17 protein-coding genes are annotated in these 17,265 nt (G+C 59.6%); 12 read left to right on the forward strand and 5 right to left on the reverse strand.

Annotation, left to right across the window (positions count from 1 at the left end; translation table 11 throughout):
* Positions 1–14: 14 nt before the first annotated feature.
* Positions 15–1,679 (reverse strand): electron transfer flavoprotein-ubiquinone oxidoreductase, encoded by a 1,665-nt coding sequence (locus PMI31_RS09530; RefSeq protein ID WP_043302312.1) that lies wholly within the window; start codon positions 1,677–1,679, stop codon positions 15–17.
* Positions 1,680–2,227: 548 nt separating this feature from the next.
* Between PMI31_RS09530 and PMI31_RS09535 the strand changes: the two genes are divergently transcribed.
* The 10 genes from PMI31_RS09535 to PMI31_RS09580 all read left to right on the forward strand — a co-directional run bounded on the left by PMI31_RS09535 (position 2,228) and on the right by PMI31_RS09580 (position 11,841).
* Complete coding sequence (locus PMI31_RS09535) at positions 2,228–2,977, forward strand: electron transfer flavoprotein subunit beta/FixA family protein (protein WP_008017740.1); 750 nt, start codon at positions 2,228–2,230, stop codon at positions 2,975–2,977.
* A 2-nt stretch (positions 2,978–2,979) separates the two neighbouring features.
* Entirely contained in the window at positions 2,980–3,909 is a 930-nt protein-coding gene (locus PMI31_RS09540; RefSeq protein ID WP_008004325.1) for an electron transfer flavoprotein subunit alpha/FixB family protein, read from the forward strand.
* Between the two features lie 213 nt (positions 3,910–4,122).
* Positions 4,123–4,968: a substrate-binding periplasmic protein gene (locus PMI31_RS09545; protein ID WP_008017742.1), complete on the forward strand. Its 846-nt coding sequence runs from the start codon at positions 4,123–4,125 to the stop codon at positions 4,966–4,968.
* 9 nt (positions 4,969–4,977) lie between these two features.
* Positions 4,978–5,334: a DUF4398 domain-containing protein gene (locus PMI31_RS09550; protein WP_008017743.1), complete on the forward strand. Its 357-nt coding sequence runs from the start codon at positions 4,978–4,980 to the stop codon at positions 5,332–5,334.
* Positions 5,331–6,143, forward strand: a complete 813-nt coding sequence (locus tag PMI31_RS09555) for an OmpA family protein (protein ID WP_008017745.1) — start codon at positions 5,331–5,333, stop codon at positions 6,141–6,143. The genes PMI31_RS09550 and PMI31_RS09555 overlap by 4 nt, the downstream gene beginning before the upstream one ends.
* 200 nt (positions 6,144–6,343) lie before the next feature.
* Complete coding sequence (locus PMI31_RS09560) at positions 6,344–7,783, forward strand: aminotransferase-like domain-containing protein (RefSeq protein WP_007973699.1); 1,440 nt, start codon at positions 6,344–6,346, stop codon at positions 7,781–7,783.
* Positions 7,784–7,863: 80 nt separating this feature from the next.
* Positions 7,864–8,343 (forward strand): hypothetical protein, encoded by a 480-nt coding sequence (locus PMI31_RS09565; protein ID WP_008017746.1) that lies wholly within the window; start codon positions 7,864–7,866, stop codon positions 8,341–8,343.
* Between the two features lie 165 nt (positions 8,344–8,508).
* A complete protein-coding gene (locus PMI31_RS09570) occupies positions 8,509–8,763 on the forward strand; it encodes a YkgJ family cysteine cluster protein (RefSeq protein ID WP_008017747.1) in 255 nt (84 codons plus the stop codon).
* A 41-nt stretch (positions 8,764–8,804) separates the two neighbouring features.
* On the forward strand, positions 8,805–9,410 hold the full coding sequence (locus tag PMI31_RS09575) for an START domain-containing protein (RefSeq protein ID WP_008017748.1): 606 nt from the start codon (positions 8,805–8,807) through the stop codon (positions 9,408–9,410).
* A 337-nt stretch (positions 9,411–9,747) separates the two neighbouring features.
* Positions 9,748–11,841 (forward strand): LTA synthase family protein, encoded by a 2,094-nt coding sequence (locus PMI31_RS09580; protein ID WP_008017749.1) that lies wholly within the window; start codon positions 9,748–9,750, stop codon positions 11,839–11,841.
* Positions 11,842–11,900: 59 nt separating this feature from the next.
* On the opposite strand, the gene PMI31_RS29850 is transcribed toward PMI31_RS09580, so the two are convergent.
* The gene (locus PMI31_RS29850; protein ID WP_008017750.1) at positions 11,901–12,053 is read right to left on the reverse strand and encodes a DUF3309 family protein; all 153 of its coding nucleotides are present in this window, start codon (positions 12,051–12,053) and stop codon (positions 11,901–11,903) included.
* Positions 12,054–12,337: 284 nt separating this feature from the next.
* On the opposite strand from PMI31_RS29850, the gene PMI31_RS09590 reads away from it, so the two are divergent.
* Positions 12,338–13,153 (forward strand): SDR family oxidoreductase, encoded by an 816-nt coding sequence (locus PMI31_RS09590; RefSeq protein ID WP_008017751.1) that lies wholly within the window; start codon positions 12,338–12,340, stop codon positions 13,151–13,153.
* A gap of 64 nt (positions 13,154–13,217) precedes the next feature.
* Complete coding sequence (locus PMI31_RS09595) at positions 13,218–13,550, forward strand: YnfA family protein (protein WP_008017753.1); 333 nt, start codon at positions 13,218–13,220, stop codon at positions 13,548–13,550.
* Positions 13,551–13,716: 166 nt separating this feature from the next.
* On the opposite strand, the gene PMI31_RS09600 is transcribed toward PMI31_RS09595, so the two are convergent.
* From PMI31_RS09600 to ngg, 3 genes are all read right to left on the reverse strand, one after another.
* Positions 13,717–13,944, reverse strand: coding sequence for a YheU family protein (locus PMI31_RS09600; protein WP_008017754.1), 228 nt, complete (start codon positions 13,942–13,944; stop codon positions 13,717–13,719).
* 222 nt (positions 13,945–14,166) lie between these two features.
* Entirely contained in the window at positions 14,167–15,357 is a 1,191-nt protein-coding gene (locus PMI31_RS09605; RefSeq protein ID WP_008017755.1) for an osmoprotectant NAGGN system M42 family peptidase, read from the reverse strand.
* A 158-nt stretch (positions 15,358–15,515) separates the two neighbouring features.
* On the reverse strand, positions 15,516–17,264 hold the full coding sequence (gene ngg, locus PMI31_RS09610) for an N-acetylglutaminylglutamine synthetase (RefSeq protein ID WP_008017757.1): 1,749 nt from the start codon (positions 17,262–17,264) through the stop codon (positions 15,516–15,518).
* Between the last annotated feature and the right edge of the window lies 1 nt (position 17,265).

Below are 17,265 nucleotides of genomic sequence, written 5' to 3' on the forward strand. Positions count from 1 at the left end.
TTCAGGCGTTCGGCTTACATGTTCGGGTAAGTCGGGCCGCCGGCACCTTCCGGCGCCACCCAGGTGATGTTCTGTGCAGGGTCCTTGATGTCGCAGGTCTTGCAGTGAACGCAGTTCTGGGCGTTGATCTGGAAGCGCTTCTCGCCGTCTTCCTTGGTGATCACTTCATACACGCCAGCCGGGCAGTAACGCTGTGCCGGCTCATCGTACAGCGGCAGGTTCTTGCTGATCGGAATGCTCGCATCAGCCAGCTTCAGGTGGCACGGCTGCTCTTCTTCATGGTTGGTACCGGAGATGAACACCGAGCTCAATTTGTCAAAGCTGATCTTGCCGTCCGGTTTCGGGTAGTCGATCTTCTTGCAGTCGGCCGCCAGTTTCAGGCACGCGTAATCCGGCTTGGTGTCGTGCAGGGTGAACGGCAGTTTGCCGCCGAAGATGTTCTGGTCCAGCCAGTTGAAACCACCACCCACGATGGCGCCGAACTTGTGGATCGCCGGGCCGAAGTTGCGGCTGGCGAACAGTTCGTCGTAGAGCCAGCTCTTCTTGAACGCGTCAACGTAGGTGGTCAGTTCTTCGGTGCCGTCCTTCTCTGCGAACAGCGCGTCAGCCACGGATTCGGCGGCGAGCATGCCGGACTTCATCGCGGTGTGGCTGCCTTTGATCTTGGCGAAGTTCAGGGTGCCGAGGTCGCAACCGATCAGCGCGCCGCCCTTGAAGACCATTTTCGGCAGCGAATTCAGGCCACCCTTGCAGATGGCACGGGCGCCGTAGCTGATGCGCTTGCCGCCTTCCAGGTGCTGCTTGAGCACCGGGTGATGCTTGAGGCGCTGGAACTCGTCGAACGGCGACAGGTAGGTGTTGCTGTAGGACAGGTCGACGATCAGGCCGACTACCACCTGGTTGTTTTCCAGGTGATAGAGGAACGAGCCACCGGTGTTCTCGGTGCCCATGATGTCCATCGGCCAACCGGCGGTGTGCACCACCAGGCCTGGCTGGTGCTTGGCCGGGTCGACTTCCCAGATTTCTTTGAGACCGATGCCGTAGTGCTGGGCATCAGCGTCAGTGTCCAGGTTGAAGCGCTTGATCAACTGCTTGCCAATGTGGCCACGGCAACCTTCGGCGAACAGCGTGTATTTGCCACGCAGTTCCATGCCCGGGGTGTACAGGCCTTCCTTCGGATGGCCTTCGCGGTCGACGCCCAGGTCACCGGTGATGATCCCGCGTACCACGCCGTTCTCGTCGATCAGCGCTTCCTGAGCGGCGAAGCCCGGGTAGATCTCCACGCCCAGGTTCTCGGCCTGCTGGGCCAGCCAGCGGCACAGGTTGCCCAGGGAGATGATGTAGTTGCCTTCGTTGTGCATGGTCTTGGGCACAAAGAAGTCTGGAACTTTCTGCGCGCTTTCAGCGTTCTTTAGAACGAAGATGTCGTCGCGGGTGACAGGGGTGTTCAGCGGCGCGCCGAGTTCTTTCCAGTCCGGGAACAGTTCGTTCAGGGCGCGTGGTTCGAACACGGCACCGGACAGAATGTGAGCACCGACTTCGGAGCCTTTTTCGACCACGCAGACGCTGATTTCCTTACCGGCTTCGGCGGCCTTCTGCTTCAAGCGGCAGGCGGCGGAAAGACCAGCGGGGCCGGCACCGACGATGACCACGTCGAATTCCATGTATTCGCGTTCCACAGGTTATCTCCTACTCAAGGCTCAACAGTTTTTTTTCTAATTTGGAGGTTGGGTGTCGCATCCATGAATTCCGGCGCAATGCCGAAAGCGGACAATCGATTGACCACCTTTCTCTTTGGGTGGCGCATTATATCTACACCACTCTCAGCGTCCAATACAAACGTTTGTTTGAATTGGCTCAAAGCCAGAGAAATCAAAGTCACGCGCCTTATGAACGGCTATTTTGGCGTATTGACCGGAATAGGCGTTCCGGTCAAGATACGGGCGGTTTTGCGCTCGCCGTAGGCTGACTGTTGGTTTCAAGAGCACCTCTAAAGACAGGGCGATGGCAGTAGAGAGTGATGCGCCGCGCGGGTTTGCTGCGCAGTTTACACGCCGCGATGTTGAATGACTCGTCAGTCACCACTGACGAACGGTCATCCACAGCATGAGCGATGGTCACTTGACACCTTTGCCGGCGTTTTTGGAGGTGCCCTTGCGCCCGATGAGCATCAACCGCCAGGTTCGCCTAGGCGACTTTCTTTTCACCGGAGAGTAACGAGGAATCCATGAAGGTTCTTGTAGCTGTCAAACGCGTTGTGGATTACAACGTCAAGGTTCGCGTCAAGGCGGACAATTCCGGCGTCGATCTTGCCAACGTCAAGATGTCGATGAACCCGTTCTGCGAGATCGCCGTGGAAGAAGCCGTACGCCTGAAAGAGAAGGGTGTTGCGACTGAAATCGTCGTCGTCTCCGTAGGCCCGTCCACCGCTCAAGAGCAACTGCGCACCGCGCTGGCTCTGGGTGCCGACCGCGCCATCCTCGTCGAGTCCGCCGAAGACCTGACTTCCCTGGCCGTTGCCAAGCTGCTGAAGGCTGTTGTCGACAAGGAACAGCCTCAGCTGGTGATCCTTGGCAAACAAGCCATCGACAGCGACAACAACCAGACCGGCCAGATGCTCGCTGCATTGAGCGGTTACGGTCAGGGCACGTTCGCTTCGAAAGTCGAAATCAGTGGCGACAGCGTTGCTGTAACCCGCGAAATCGACGGCGGCGCGCAGACAGTTTCCCTGAAACTGCCAGCCATCGTCACCACCGACCTGCGTTTGAACGAGCCGCGCTACGCGTCTCTGCCAAACATCATGAAAGCCAAGAAGAAGCCTCTCGAGACGCTGACTCCGGACGCTTTGGGCGTTTCCACCGCCTCCACCAACAAGACCGTGAAAGTCGAAGCGCCTGCTGCACGCAGCGCGGGTATCAAGGTCAAGTCGGTGGCTGAACTGGTCGAGAAACTGAAAAACGAAGCGAAGGTAATCTAATCATGACTATCTTGGTAATCGCCGAACACGACAACAAAGTGCTGGCCCCGGCCACGCTGAACACCGTGGCTGCTGCCGCCAAAATCGGTGGTGACATCCACGTGCTGGTTGCAGGTCAGGGCGCTGGCGCCGTGGCTGAAGCTGCTGCGAAAGTGGCTGGCGTGGCTAAAGTGCTGGTGGCCGACAACGCCGCCTACGCTCACCAGTTGCCAGAAAACGTTGCGCCGCTGGTTGCAGAGTTGGGCAAGGGCTACAGCCACATCCTGGCCGCCGCCACTTCCAACGGCAAAAACATCCTGCCGCGCGTTGCCGCTGCACTGGACGTTGACCAGATCTCCGAGATCATCTCGGTAGAAAGCGCTGACACCTTCAAGCGTCCGATCTATGCCGGTAACGCCATCGCTACCGTTCAATCGAACGCTGCGGTCAAAGTGATCACCGTGCGTGCCACCGGTTTCGACCCGGTGGCAGCTGAAGGTGGTTCGGCGGCCGTTGAAGCCGTTGGCGCTGCTCACGACGCTGGCATCTCCAGCTTCGTTGGCGAAGAGCTTGCTAAATCTGACCGTCCGGAACTGACCGCTGCCAAGATCGTCGTTTCCGGCGGCCGCGGCATGCAGAACGGCGACAACTTCAAACACCTGTACGCCCTGGCCGACAAGCTGGGCGCTGCTGTCGGTGCTTCGCGTGCCGCGGTCGACGCAGGTTTTGTACCGAACGACATGCAGGTCGGTCAGACCGGCAAGATCGTGGCTCCACAGCTGTACATCGCCGTCGGTATCTCCGGCGCGATCCAGCACCTGGCCGGCATGAAAGACTCCAAAGTGATCGTGGCGATCAACAAGGATGAAGAAGCGCCGATCTTCCAGGTGGCCGATTACGGCCTGGTGGCAGACCTGTTCGAAGCCATCCCTGAGCTGGAGAAGCTGGTCTAATCCGGCTGCTTCACTTATAAAGAGCCCGGCCTTTTGGCCGGGCTTTTTTTTGCCCTTCGTTTACCTGTAGGAGCGAGCCTGCTCGCGATGGACTCAAAGATGCCGCGCTTTTCCAGAATGAACGCGTCATCGTTAACGCCCATCGTCGGAACGCCGCCCGGAGCATGCTCGCTCCTACAGGGGATTACCTGATTAGAGTGGGAGTGTGATGCCATGGATCTGCGTCGCCTGTGCGGCTGGTCGTTACTGATAGGGCTGTCGGCTATGCCGGCGCTGTCTTTCGCCGCAGGCAAATGCGAACGCCTTGTGGTAACCGGCAGCCCGGACGCGCCACCGTACCTGTGGCAAGACCCGCAGAATCCCAGACACCTGATCGGTGCCAGCGCCGATTTGCTGCAGCAAGTGGCGGGGGAGTTGGGGCTCAAGGTCGAACTGCTTTATGCCGGCAAACGCGCCCAGGCCCTGGACGAAGTGCGCAGCGGGCGCATGGACATGCTGGCGGACGCAGCGTTGACGGTCAGCGGGCTGGAAACCCTGGATTACATCCATCCACCCTTGCTGGAAAACGACTATCTGGTCTGGACGCGCAAGGACTCGTCGCTGGTCTACAACCAGGCGCAGGACCTGCACGGCCATCCCGGAGCCGTGTCGGAAAAGGCCCGATTGACTCCGCAATTCAGCACCTTTGCCGGACAGCAATTAACCCTCGCACGCACGTCCAACCTGACCCAGGCCTTTCAGAAGCTGCTGTTGGGTGAGGTCGAATTCGTACTGGCAGGACGTTACTCGGGCATGGCGACCGCACAGGCTCTGGGCATGGCTGGTGATTTGGTCGCTCGCTTGCAGCCGGTCGACAAGCCTGGCCTGTACCTGGCGATTTCCCATGACTCGGCCTGCAACGATCCGTGGTTGCGCGGACAGTTGGCCAAAAAGATGACAGAATTGCCCGCGTCCGGACTGACGGAAGCCGTGCTGATGCGCAATATCGAGCGTTGGAAGGCGCAGCGCTCACAACCGCAGCAACCCTCGCAACAACCCGTCAGTACCCCAAAACAGTAGGGATATTTAGTGAGTATTCGACCTCTTTTCGCTGCCGTGGCCTTTGTGCTCCTGGCCGGTTGTGCAACCGATCCTGCGCCGAATGAACAGATTCGCCTGACCGAACAGGCACTCGAACAGGCCAAGGCCGTGGGCGCCACCGCCGACGATGTGCCGGAAATGAAACTGGCCGAAGACAAGTTCAACCGCGCCAAGGGCAACATGACTGATCAATCCTTCAAAAACGCACGCATGCGGGCCGAACAGGCCGAACTCGATGCGCGTCTGGCTGAAGCCAAGGTGTTGACGGCCAAGAGCGAGGAACAGTTGAACGTGCTTAACGCCCGCATCGCCCGCCTGCGCAAGCAACTGGGAGATGCCGAATGAGCCTCAAGAGCAAAGCCATCGGCGGTTTGATCCTGGCAGGCTGCGCCGTGCTGTCTGGTTGCGCCAGCCAGCACAGCGAGAGCGCGTTGCAGCAGGCAGCAACCGATTTTCAGAAGGTCAAGGAAGACTCCAATGTGCTGCGAATCGCCCCCAAGGACGTGATTCGCGCCGGTGAGTCCCTGGCCCGCGCCGATCGTCTGTCCAGCTATTGGGGCAGCGGTTCGGACGTGGTGCATTACGCCTACCTGAGCCAGCGCTACAGCGCTATTGCCCGGGAACACACCAATCAGGCGCTTAACGAAGAGCAAGCGGCAAAACTCGAACTGGAGCGGCAGCGCCTGCAACTGGCACTGCGTGAATCCAAACTGTTCAGCGTGCAGCAGCAGGGCAAATGGCTTGAAGAGCAGATCCTGGCATTGACGACCAGCCAGACCGACCGCGGTCTGGTGATGACATTGGGCGACATGCTGTTTGACACCGGCGAAGCGGAATTGAAACCTTCGGCCAACCGTGTGGTGTTGAAGATCGTGCAGTTCCTGCAACTCAACCCCAAGCGCGTGGTGCGGATCGAAGGTTATACGGACAGTACCGGGGGCAAACAGGAAAACCTCAGGCTGTCCCGCGACCGCGCACAATCGGTGGCTGACGTACTGATGGATCTGGGCATCGACGACAAGCGCATCCAGGTCGAGGGTTATGGCGACGAATATCCGGTGGACGCGAATGCGTCGGAACGGGGGCGAGCGCAAAATCGTCGGGTGGAAATTGTGTTTTCCGACGAAAAGGGCCAGCTCGGCGCTGCCCGCTAAGGGTTGCGTCGCTGGAAAACCCGGCCTGCCATGCAGTGCCGGGTTTTTTTTGGCTGCCGATTACCGCACAAAACAGTACAGATTTTGCTGACACTGCACTGTACGGTCGACTATTGTGGCAACTGTCCCCGTACACTTCTAAACTGTTCCGGTATTGTTTCACACAAGAATAAAATGCCCGTGAAATCGAGTGCTGCGTCATGACCAATCTTTTGCTCTATCAACGTATTGCTCAACAACTGGCCGAAGACATCCGCCGTGGGGTCTATCAGCCGGGAGAGCGCGTGCCTTCGGTGCGCAAGATGAGCTCGCAGCTCAATGTCAGCCATGCGACGGTGTTGCAGGCGTATGCCAATCTCGAAGATCAGGGGCTGATCCGCGCCCGGCCGCAGTCGGGCTATTACGTGCACCAGACGCCGGCACTGACCGCACCGACACCGGACATCGCCCGGGTCGAGCGCCCCGGCCTGGTCACCCGCAGCAGCATCATTCAACAAGTCCTGGTGGAATCCCGTCGTGAAGGCGTGTTCCCGCTGGGCGCCGCAGTGCCGAGTGTCGACTATTTGCCGGTACGGGCACTGCATCAGCAATTGGCCAAAGTCACCCGTTTCCATAGCCCGCGGGCATTCAGTTACATGTTCAGCCCCGGTTTCGAGCCGTTGCGCCGACAGGTGGCGATCCGCATGCGCGATGCGGGCGTGGTGGTCGACCCATCGGAAGTGGTGATCACCCACGGCTGCGTCGATGCGCTGCAGATGTCTTTACGCGTGCTGACCCGTCCGGGCGATCTGATTGCGGCCGAGTCGCCGACCTATTATGGGTTGCTGCAACTGGCCGATCTGTTGGGCCTCAAGGTCATCGAGATCCCCAGTGATCCAGCCACGGGCATGAGCCTGGAAGCCCTGCAACTGGCAGCCAACCAATGGTCGATCAAGGCGTTGGTGCTGACCACCCGCCTGAGTAATCCATTGGGCGGCACCATGCCTGAAGAGCGGCAGAAACAACTGCTGCGCCTGGCGTCGGATTTCGATATCCAGATTGTCGAAGACGATATCTATGGTGAGCTGATGTTCGAACAGGGGCGCACCAAGTCCCTCAAGGCCTACGATCGGCTGGACCGGGTGATCTATTGCTCAAGCTTCTCTAAAACCCTGTCGCCGGGCGTGCGGATCGGCTGGATGATTGCCGGCAAGTATCAGCAGGAAATCCAGCGCTTGCAGACGTTCAGTACGCATTCTGCGTGCAGCGTGACCCAGATGGGTATCGCCGCTTACCTGGAAAATGGCGGGTACGATCGGCATCTGCGCTTCATCCGCCAGGAATACCGCAAGAACCTCAGCGCCTTCCAACTGGCGGTGCAGCAGTATTTCCCGGAAGGCACGCAGATGACCCGGCCTACCGGTGGCTTCATTCTGTGGGTCAGTCTGCCGGGGCGGGTCAACACCCAGGAGTTGCACGTGCGGGCCTTGCAGCAGGGCATCAGTATTGCGCCGGGACTGATCTTCAGTAATACCGAGCAATTCAATCACTGCATTCGCCTCAATTGCGGCACGCCATGGAACCGTGAAGCCGAGCGTGCGTTGATGACCCTGGGCATGCTGGCCACCCAACTCTGCCAGGAGATGGCAGGCGGTTTGTAACAGGCTGCTACTGTGCTTGTCTTGTGGGCTGCAACAGGCGAGCATAGGCACCTCTGCCGTTTGCACCCACCGTGGGACACATGAAACCGATTTTTCCTGCCGCCTGGCTATTGCTCTGCCTGTTTGCGAGTATTCAGCCGGCATCCGTCGTTGCCGCCACCGAGCAGGAACAGGCTACCGGCAGTTTCCACGTAGCACCGATAAAAGCCGAACCTGCAAAAAAAGCCTCGTCGGCCAAAAAAACGGCGGCTCCCGCGAAAAAGCATCCACCCATTGCCTCCAAATCGAAAACGGCCAGCGAAGTGGTAGAGACCGAGCTTCCATCCGCCAAGCTGGACCTGAGCTTGCCCAAGGATATGGTTCAAGAACTGAAGCCGGTCGGAACGGTACCGTTGTCCAGTCGCGAACCGCTGTTGCCCCAGATGTTCGGTGACAAAAGTGGCAGCAGCCCGTTCCAGCTCAACGGCCGTCTGCTCAGTAATGAAATGCAGCTGCAACTGCGCAATGAAGAGCGCCGCGAGGTCGAAGGCGCAGCACTGGATTTCGAGTTCAAACAGTAAGTCGTCAAGATCCGCGAGCCGCAGGGCAGACGCTTTGTCGGAGACTGCCCGGTCACGCTCGTTTGCGTTGAAAAACCCGCCCGCAGGTAATTTAAAACAACTGTTTTAGCGGGTACTCTGTGCCCCGTCCTTTAACACATTGCTCGTCGCGAGGAGCTTGTCGTCATGAAATGCCGTGAGGGCTGTGGCGCGTGTTGCATTGCCCCTTCCATCAGTTCACCGATTCCCGGTATGCCCAACGGCAAAGCCGCGGGGCAGCGTTGCCTGCAACTTTCCCCGGATAACCTGTGCAGTATTTTCGGCCAGCCGGAACGGCCGGCGGTGTGTTCCGCCTTCGAGGCCGACCCCGAGGTGTGCGGGAGCAGCAGCGAGGAAGCCATTCGGCTGATCGGCTGGTGGGAGCAAATGACGGCGGCGTGATGTGTTCTACGAACGGAACTTCAACAATAAGGAATAAGACTATGGGTTCGCTGCATCGTATTGCTGTGCTGTGTGGTTTGACGGTTGTGCTGGCTACCTCGGCGGCCCAGGCCGAAGACTGGAAAGTCAAAAAAGACGAAGACGGCATCAAGATCTCCCTGAGTGAAGTGGCCGGGTCCGACTACAAGGCCTACCAGGGCGTCACGCTGATGAAGACCACTGTGGCCAAGCTGCGTGCGTTGCAGGACGACGTGTCCGGAGCCTGCGCCTGGATTCACGAATGCAAAACCCAGAAGCTGCTCAAGCACGAAGGTAACCAGAGCTGGACCTACACTCAGTTCAACACCCCGTGGCCGGTTACTCCCCGTGATTCGGTGCTGCACGTCACCACCATCGAAGGTGCCGATGGCAGCCTGACCCGCAAACTCGAAGGCGTACCGAAATACCTTCCTGAAGAAAAAGGCTTCGTCCGGGTCGCCAAGGTCGATGGTTTCTGGAAGTTCGTACCCAAGGGCGACCAGATCGAAGTGACCTATCAGGTGCACACCGAACCGGGCGGCAGCGTGCCGTCGATGGTGGCCAACAAGTTCGTGGTGGATGCCCCGTTCAATACCTTGAAAGCTCTCAAGGAACGCGCCGAGAAGTAACTGTGTCGTTCTTTTGAGGTGACTTCGTAGCGCCCCGACTCGATCGGGGCGTTTGCGTTTTTGACCGGTGCGCAGGCTTTAATTTGTTTCCGGATATGCGTTGCACGAAATTTTCACCAACTCTCCAAGACAATTTGCCGGCTCTCGCGCAACACGCTGCGTATTCCTGAATGCAGGATGAAAGAGTCGGGATGAGGGTAGTTATCAATGGCAATGCTGCCGTTGATCGTGCAACATTTGCGCACCGCGCAAACCCCGGGCCTTGTTACGGGCCGAAAAGAGGGCAAGGCGCAGCTGTATTTTCGAAACTTAAACTTCCAATGGGTCCTAAAACGACATGGCAATCCCGGACGCCCTGAATCAGCAGCGAGCCTCTAGTCGCCTGCTGCAACCGACCGTCAAATCGCATCTGGCCTACACGCTGTTGTGTGCCTTGGTCATGATGGTCATGTTCAGCCTGCTGCGCGTCGCGCTGCTGGTTTACAACCGCTCGATGATCCTCGACACACCGGCCTCGACTTTCCTTGAGGCATTCGCCAACGGTCTGCGCTTCGACGTGCGCCTGGTGGTCTATCTCAGCATTCCATTGCTGCTGGCATTGTTCAGCGCCCGGGCCATGGCCGCACGCGGGCTGTTCCGTCTCTGGCTGACGGTCGTCTCCAGCATTGCGCTGTTCCTGGGCCTGATGGAAATGGACTTCTACCGTGAGTTCCACCAGCGCCTCAACGGCTTGGTCTTCCAGTACGTCAAGGAAGATCCGAAAACCGTGATGAGCATGCTCTGGTACGGTTTCCCGGTGGTTCGCTACCTGCTGGCATGGGCCGTGGGCACCTGGATCCTGAGCCTGGCATTCAAGGGCGCCGACCGTGCAACCCGTCCCCGTGGCCCGTTCAGTGGCGGCAGTATCGGCACCCGCCAGGTTGCCCCATGGTACGCGCGCATCGCGGTATTCGTGGTGTGCCTGCTGGTTTGTGTGGTCGCTGCGCGTGGCACTTTGCGTCAAGGTCCGCCATTGCGTTGGGGTGACGTCTACACCACCAACTCGATTTTCGCCAACCAGTTGGGCCTCAACGGTACCCTGCAATTGGTGGCGGCTGCCAAGAGCCGGATGTCCGAGGAACGCGACAACATCTGGAAGGCCACCTTGCCGCAGGAGCAAGCCCAGCAAATCGTGCGTGACATGTTGGTGCTGCCGGACGAAAAACTGGTTGAGGCCGATATCGCCGCCGTACGTCGTGACTACACGCCGCCGGCCGACAAGACGCTGCCGATCAAGAACGTCGTGGTGATCCTGATGGAAAGCATGGCCGGTCACTCGGTCGGAGCGTTGGGTGGCCCGGACAACATCACGCCGTACCTCGACAAACTGTCGAAGGAAGGCCTGCTGTTCGACCGCTTCTTCTCCAACGGTACCCATACCCACCAGGGTATGTTCGCCACCATGGGGTGCTTCCCGAACCTGCCGGGTTTCGAATACCTGATGCAGACCCCGGAAGGCAGCCACAAGCTGTCTGGCCTGCCGCAATTGCTCAGTGCCCGTCACTATGACGACGTGTACGTCTACAACGGCGATTTCGCCTGGGACAACCAGTCGGGCTTCTTCAGCAACCAGGGCATGACCAACTTCATCGGCCGTAACGACTTCGTTAACCCGGTGTTCTCCGACCCGACCTGGGGCGTGTCCGACCAGGATATGTTCGATCGCAGCCTGCAAGAGCTCAAGGCGCGGGAAAACGGCAAGCCGTTCTATGCCTTGCTGCAAACCCTGTCCAACCACACGCCATACGCCTTGCCGACGCCATTGCCGGTCGAGCGCGTGACCAATCGCGGCAACCTGAACGAGCACTTGACCGCCATGCGTTATGCGGACTGGGCGCTGGGCCAGTTCTTTGAAAAGGCCCGCAAGGAGCCGTACTTCAAGGAAACCCTGTTCATCGTTGTCGGTGACCACGGTTTTGGCAACGAACAGCAGATCACCGAAATGGACCTGGGCCGCTTCAACATCCCGATGCTGATGATCGCACCGGGCATCCAGGAGAAGTTCGGCCAGCGTGACCATACCGTGGGCACCCAGATCGACATCGTACCGACCATCATGGGCCGCCTGGGCGGCGAAACCCGCCAGCAATGCTGGGGCCGCGACCTGCTCAACCTGCCTGAGGGCGACAAGGGTTTTGGTGTGATCAAACCTTCGGGCAACGAGCAGACCACGGCCATCCTCAGCGACGACCAGATCCTGGTGTTGCCGAAGGAAAAGGACATGGCGCCAAAGTTGTACCAGTATGAAATGGGCGCAACGGCGCACGCCGAGATCATTGACGATGCACCGCGTACCGCCGAGTTGAAACTCAAGCTCGAAGCGTTCCTGCAAACCGCGACGAAGAGCCTGCTGGACAACACCGCCGGTGTCGTTCACGGCACACCGCAGTAAGTTGTGACGCAATGGAAAAGAGGCCCTTCAAGGGCCTCTTTTTTTTGCCTGGCGAATTTTTATATTCGCCCGAGCAAGAGCAGGACCAACAGTACCACCAACACCACGCCGAGGATTCCGGATGGGCCATAACCCCAACTTCTGGAGTGCGGAAAGACCGGTAAACCACCGATCAGTAACAGGATCAGAATGATGATCAGTATTGTGCCCATGTCTGTTTCCTTGTCGAAAATGCAGTGGATTGACCCTGCCAATCAAGGTCAGCGGGAATGAAGTGAATTCGAGCTGCTTAATAAGTCCGACTCTCGCGCTCGCAGGATAATTCCAGATTTTTTTCAAGTATTTCGAACAGGTCTTTAACTTCTTGTTGTTGCATTAGTTACTTCAGACGCTCCCGCGGTTTGCTCGGGCCATTCAGCAATCTGATGGAGCGTGGGTCAGGCAATTTCCTTCGCTACACTCGATGCATCTTCCGAGAACAACAAGGCTGTTTGCTATGCAAAATCGCATGATGATCACTGGTGCAGGCTCTGGCCTGGGTCGCGAAATCGCGCTGCGCTGGGCGCGTGAAGGCTGGCAACTGGCCTTGTCAGACGTCGCTGAGCCCGGCTTGCAGGAAACCCTCAAGCTGGTTCGCGAAGCCGGTGGTGATGGTTTTATCCAGCGCTGCGACGTGCGCGATTACAGCCAGTTGACGGCGTTCGCCCAGGCCTGCGAAGTCAAGCTCGGCGGCATCGATGTCATCGTCAACAACGCAGGTGTAGCCTCTGGCGGCTTCTTCAGTGAGTTGTCCCTGGAGGATTGGGACTGGCAGATCGCGATCAACCTGATGGGCGTGGTCAAGGGCTGCAAGGCTTTCCTGCCATTGCTGGAAAAAAGCAAAGGCAAGATCATCAACATCGCGTCCATGGCCGCGCTGATGCAAGGCCCGGCGATGAGCAACTACAACGTGGCCAAGGCGGGCGTGGTGGCGTTGTCCGAAAGCCTGCTGATCGAGCTGGCGCATCAGGAAGTGGGCGTGCATGTGGTGTGTCCGTCGTTCTTCCAGACCAACCTGCTGGACTCGTTTCGCGGCCCGACGCCGGCCATGAAGGCCCAGGTCGGCAAGTTGCTGGAGAGCTCGCCGATCAGCGCCGCCGACATCGCCGACTACATCTATCGGCAGGTTGCTGCCGACGAGTTCATGATCCTGCCCCACGAACAGGGCCGCATGGCCTGGGCGATCAAACAGAAGAACCCGCAACTGCTCTACAACGAAATGACCGCCATGGCCGACAAAATGCGCGCCAAGGCCAGGCAATCCGCAAGCTGATCTTGCTCGCAGGCAACGCTGTGGTTAGGGTGGCCGCCATCGGCCATCCTCGCGAGACGCTTGCATGCTCAATTACCTGTGGTTTTTCCTCGCCGCGCTGTTCGAAATTGCCGGGTGCTTTGCCTTCTGGGTGTGGCTGCGTCAGGGTAAAAGCATGTGGTGGGTGGTGCCGGCGCTCATCAGCCTGACCCTGTTCGCCCTGCTGCTGACCCGTATTGAAGCCACCTACGCCGGCCGCGCCTACGCCGCTTACGGCGGCATCTATATCATTGCGTCCATCGGCTGGTTGGCCGTGGTCGAGCGGATTCGTCCGCTGGGATCGGACTGGCTCGGCGTGGCGCTGTGTGTGCTCGGCGCAAGTATCATCCTGTTCGGGCCGCGATTTTCCGCACCCTGACGGATCGTCCCTGCAATCATCCGGCTTGTCAGACCTCTCCGTAAGCAGGGTATGTCGTGGCTGTCGGTCCAGACTGGTTTGCTGCCGGAGCATTGCAGGCCTGCGGCAGGCCGCGCAACTTCAAGGGCCAGAAAAAACCGGCGAAAACCAAGGGACGCTGAAGGCCTCAGTCAAACAGGTGCTTGGGCACGTCGTGCTTGAGCATCAGTTGGCATTGCTCGCTTTCAGGGTCGAAGACAATCAGTGCCTGCCCCTTGGTCAAGGCCTGGCGCACGCGCAACACGCGGGTTTCCAGGGGCGTGTCGTCACCATTGTCCGTCCCGTCGCGGGTCACGAAATCCTCGATCAGACGGGTGAGGGTGTCGACTTGAAGTTGGTCGTAGGGGATCAGCATAGGCACCTCGGTTCAATCAATGGCGCGATGCTACGGCGAATGCGAGATTGCCGCTAGTTTGGTCGTTTTATGTAGTTCGATCAGCTGCCATCGCGAGCAAGCTCGCTCCCACAGGGAGCAGCGGCGAACCGGATATCGTATTCACCACCGATCAACTGTGTGCGAGCTTGCTCGGGGCGGCGTTCCGACGATAGCGGTTTACCAGGCAATGTAGATCCAGGATCAGTTCTCCGACCGCTGCCCCACCAGACTGTCCACCGACGGCACCCGCGTATCGCTTTCCATCTGGGTATCGTGTTCGAGCTGATGGCTGAAGCGGTCCAGTGACCCTTTGGCCGGTTGCGCATCGCTGGCAAACACTGGCGGGCTGAGGATGTACGCACCGAGCAGGCGACTCAGGGCGGCGAGGCTGTCGATGTGGGTGCGTTCGTAACCGTGGGTGGCGTCGCAGCCGAAGGCGAGCAGGGCGGTGCGAATGTCGTGGCCGGCAGTTACCGCCGAATGTGCATCGCTGAAGTAGTAGCGGAACAGGTCCCGGCGTGCCGGCAGCTCGTTGTCGCTGGCCAGGCGCAGGAGGTGGCGCGACAGGTGATAGTCGTAGGGCCCGCCGGAGTCTTGCATCGCGATGCTCACCGCGTGCTCGCTGGAGTGTTGGCCAGGTGCGACCGGTGCAATGTCGATGCCGACGAATTCACTGACGTCCCAGGGCAATGCCGCCGCGGCGCCACTGCCGGTTTCCTCGGTGATGGTGAATAGCGGATGGCAGTCGATCATCAGGTCCTGGCCACTGTCGACGATAGCCTTGAGCGCTGCCAGCAGCGCGGCCACCCCGGCCTTGTCGTCGAGGTGGCGGGCGCTGATGTGGCCGCTTTCGGTGAACTCCGGTAGCGGGTCGAAGGCGACGAAATCGCCGACGCTGATGCCCAGCGACTCGCAGTCGGCGCGGGTGGTGCAGTAGGCGTCCAGACGCAACTCGATGTGATCCCAACTGATCGGCAGCTCATCCACGGCGGTATTGAACGCGTGCCCGGACGCCATCAGCGGCAACACGCTGCCGCGGATCACGCCGTTGTCGGTAAACAGGCTGACCCGACTGCCTTCGGCAAAGCGGCTGGACCAGCAGCCGACCGGCGCGAGGGTCAGGCGGCCGTTGTCCTTTACCGCCCGCACCGCCGCGCCGATGGTGTCCAGGTGGGCGGAAACGGCGCGGTCAGGGCTGTTCTTCTTGCCCTTGAGCGTGGCGCGAATGGTGCCGCGACGGGTCAGCTCGAAGGGAATGCCCAGTTCTTCAAGGCGTTCGGCGACGTAGCGCACGATGGTGTCGGTGAACCCGGTGGGGCTGGGAATGGCGAGCATTTCCAGCAGCACTTTTTGCAGATAACCGAGGTCCGGTTCGGGGATTTTGCTGGTCATGGAAACTCCTGATGAGTTGAGGGCATCGATGGTTTCGATGAAAAGGTTTGTGGCTACCTGTCAGGCCGCCTTCGCGAGCAGGCTCGCTCCCACATTGGATTGCATTCTCCTGTGGGAGCGAGCCTGCTCGCGAAGGGGCCAGTCCTGACAACACAGAACTACGAGACCGCCGGTTGACTGTGCGGAAACAACAAATCCACAAACCGCTCCGCCGTGGGCTGCGGTTCGTGGTTAGCCAGCCCGGCCCGCTCGTTGGCTTCGATAAACACGTATTCGGGCTGATCGGCGGCGGGCACCATCAAATCCAGGCCAACCACGGCGATGTCCAGCGCCCGCGCGGCGCGAATGGCGGCATCTGCCAGCGTCGGATGCAGAATCGCGGTGACATCCTCGAGTGTTCCGCCGGTATGTAGATTCGCTGTACGTCGTACGAACAGACGCTCACCAGCCGGCAGAATGCTGCTGTAGTCATGACCGGCTGCATTCAAGGTGCGCCGGGTCTCGTGATCCAGCGGGATCTTGCTTTCACCGCCCGTGGCGGCTTGTCGGCGCCGGCTCTGGGCTTCGATCAGCGTGCCGATGGAGTGCTGACCATCGCCCACCACTTCGGCGGGGCGGCGAATCGCAGCGGCGACCACTTCAAAACCAATCACCAGAATCCGCAGATCAAGGCCTTCGTGGAAGCTTTCCAGCAGAACGCGGCTGTCAAAGTGGCGGGCCGCTTCGATGGCGTGCTGAACTTCTTCGATGGTCTGCAAATCCACCGCCACGCCCTGGCCCTGTTCGCCGTCCAGCGGTTTGACCACCACTCTGATGTGCTCATCGAGGAACGCCAGATTGTCATCGGCGGTACCGGCCAGTTGCTGTGCCGGCAGGTTCAACCCGGCATCCTTGAGCACTTTGTGGGTCAGGCTTTTGTCCTGGCACAGACTCATGCTGATGGCGCTGGTCAGGTCGCTCAGGGATTCACGGCAGCGTATCCGGCGCCCGCCATGGCTGAGGGTGAACAACCCGGCGTCGGCGTCATCGACTTGCACATCAATGCCACGACGGTGTGCTTCCTCGACAATGATCCGCGCGTACGGATTGAACGCGGCCTCCGGGCCGGGCCCGAGAAACAACGGTTGATTGATGCCGTTCTTGCGCTTGATGGCGAAGGTCGTCAGGTTGCGAAAACCGAGCTTGGCGTAAAGGTTTTTCGCCTGGCGGTTGTCGTGCAGCACGGACAGGTCGAGGCAAGCGAGCCCGCGACTCATGAAATGCTCGATCAAATGCCGCACCAGCACTTCACCGACACCCGGCCGCGCACAATGCGGGTCGACCGCCAGGCACCACAGGCTGCTGCCGTTTTCCGGATCGTTGAAGGCCTTGTGGTGGTTGAGGCCCATGACGCTGCCGATGACCGCGCCGCTGTCCTCGTCTTCGGCCAACCAGTACACCGGGCCGCCCAGGTGACGCGCAGTGAGCAGGGTGGCGTCGATCGGCAGCATGCCGCGCGCCTGATACAGCTGATTGATCGCCTGCCAGTCGGCCTCGCTTTGCGCGCGTCGAATGCGGAACCCGCGAAACACCCGGGTCGCTTGACGGTAATCGCTGAACCACAGACGCAAGGTGTCGGACGGGTCGAGAAACAGCTGAGTCGGCTCCAGCCCCAGCACTTGCTGGGGCGCGGCGACGTACAGCGCAATGTCCCGCTCGCCGGGCTGTTCGTTGAGCAACTCCCTGGCGAGGCTCGCGGCATCGGCAAAGGTGTGGCCGATCAACAAACGGCCCCAGCCGCAATGCACGGCAATCGGTGCTCCGCCGAGTTCACTGCCATCCTCGGCCAGACGAGCCTGCAAGCGTTCGTAGGAAGGTGACTGGCCGCGCAACAGGCGTTGGCTGAAAGCCGTGGCATGAGGTTTCATC

The sequence above is a fragment of the Pseudomonas sp. GM55 genome (assembly GCF_000282395.1).
GTDB lineage: Bacteria > Pseudomonadota > Gammaproteobacteria > Pseudomonadales > Pseudomonadaceae > Aquipseudomonas > Aquipseudomonas fluorescens_CC.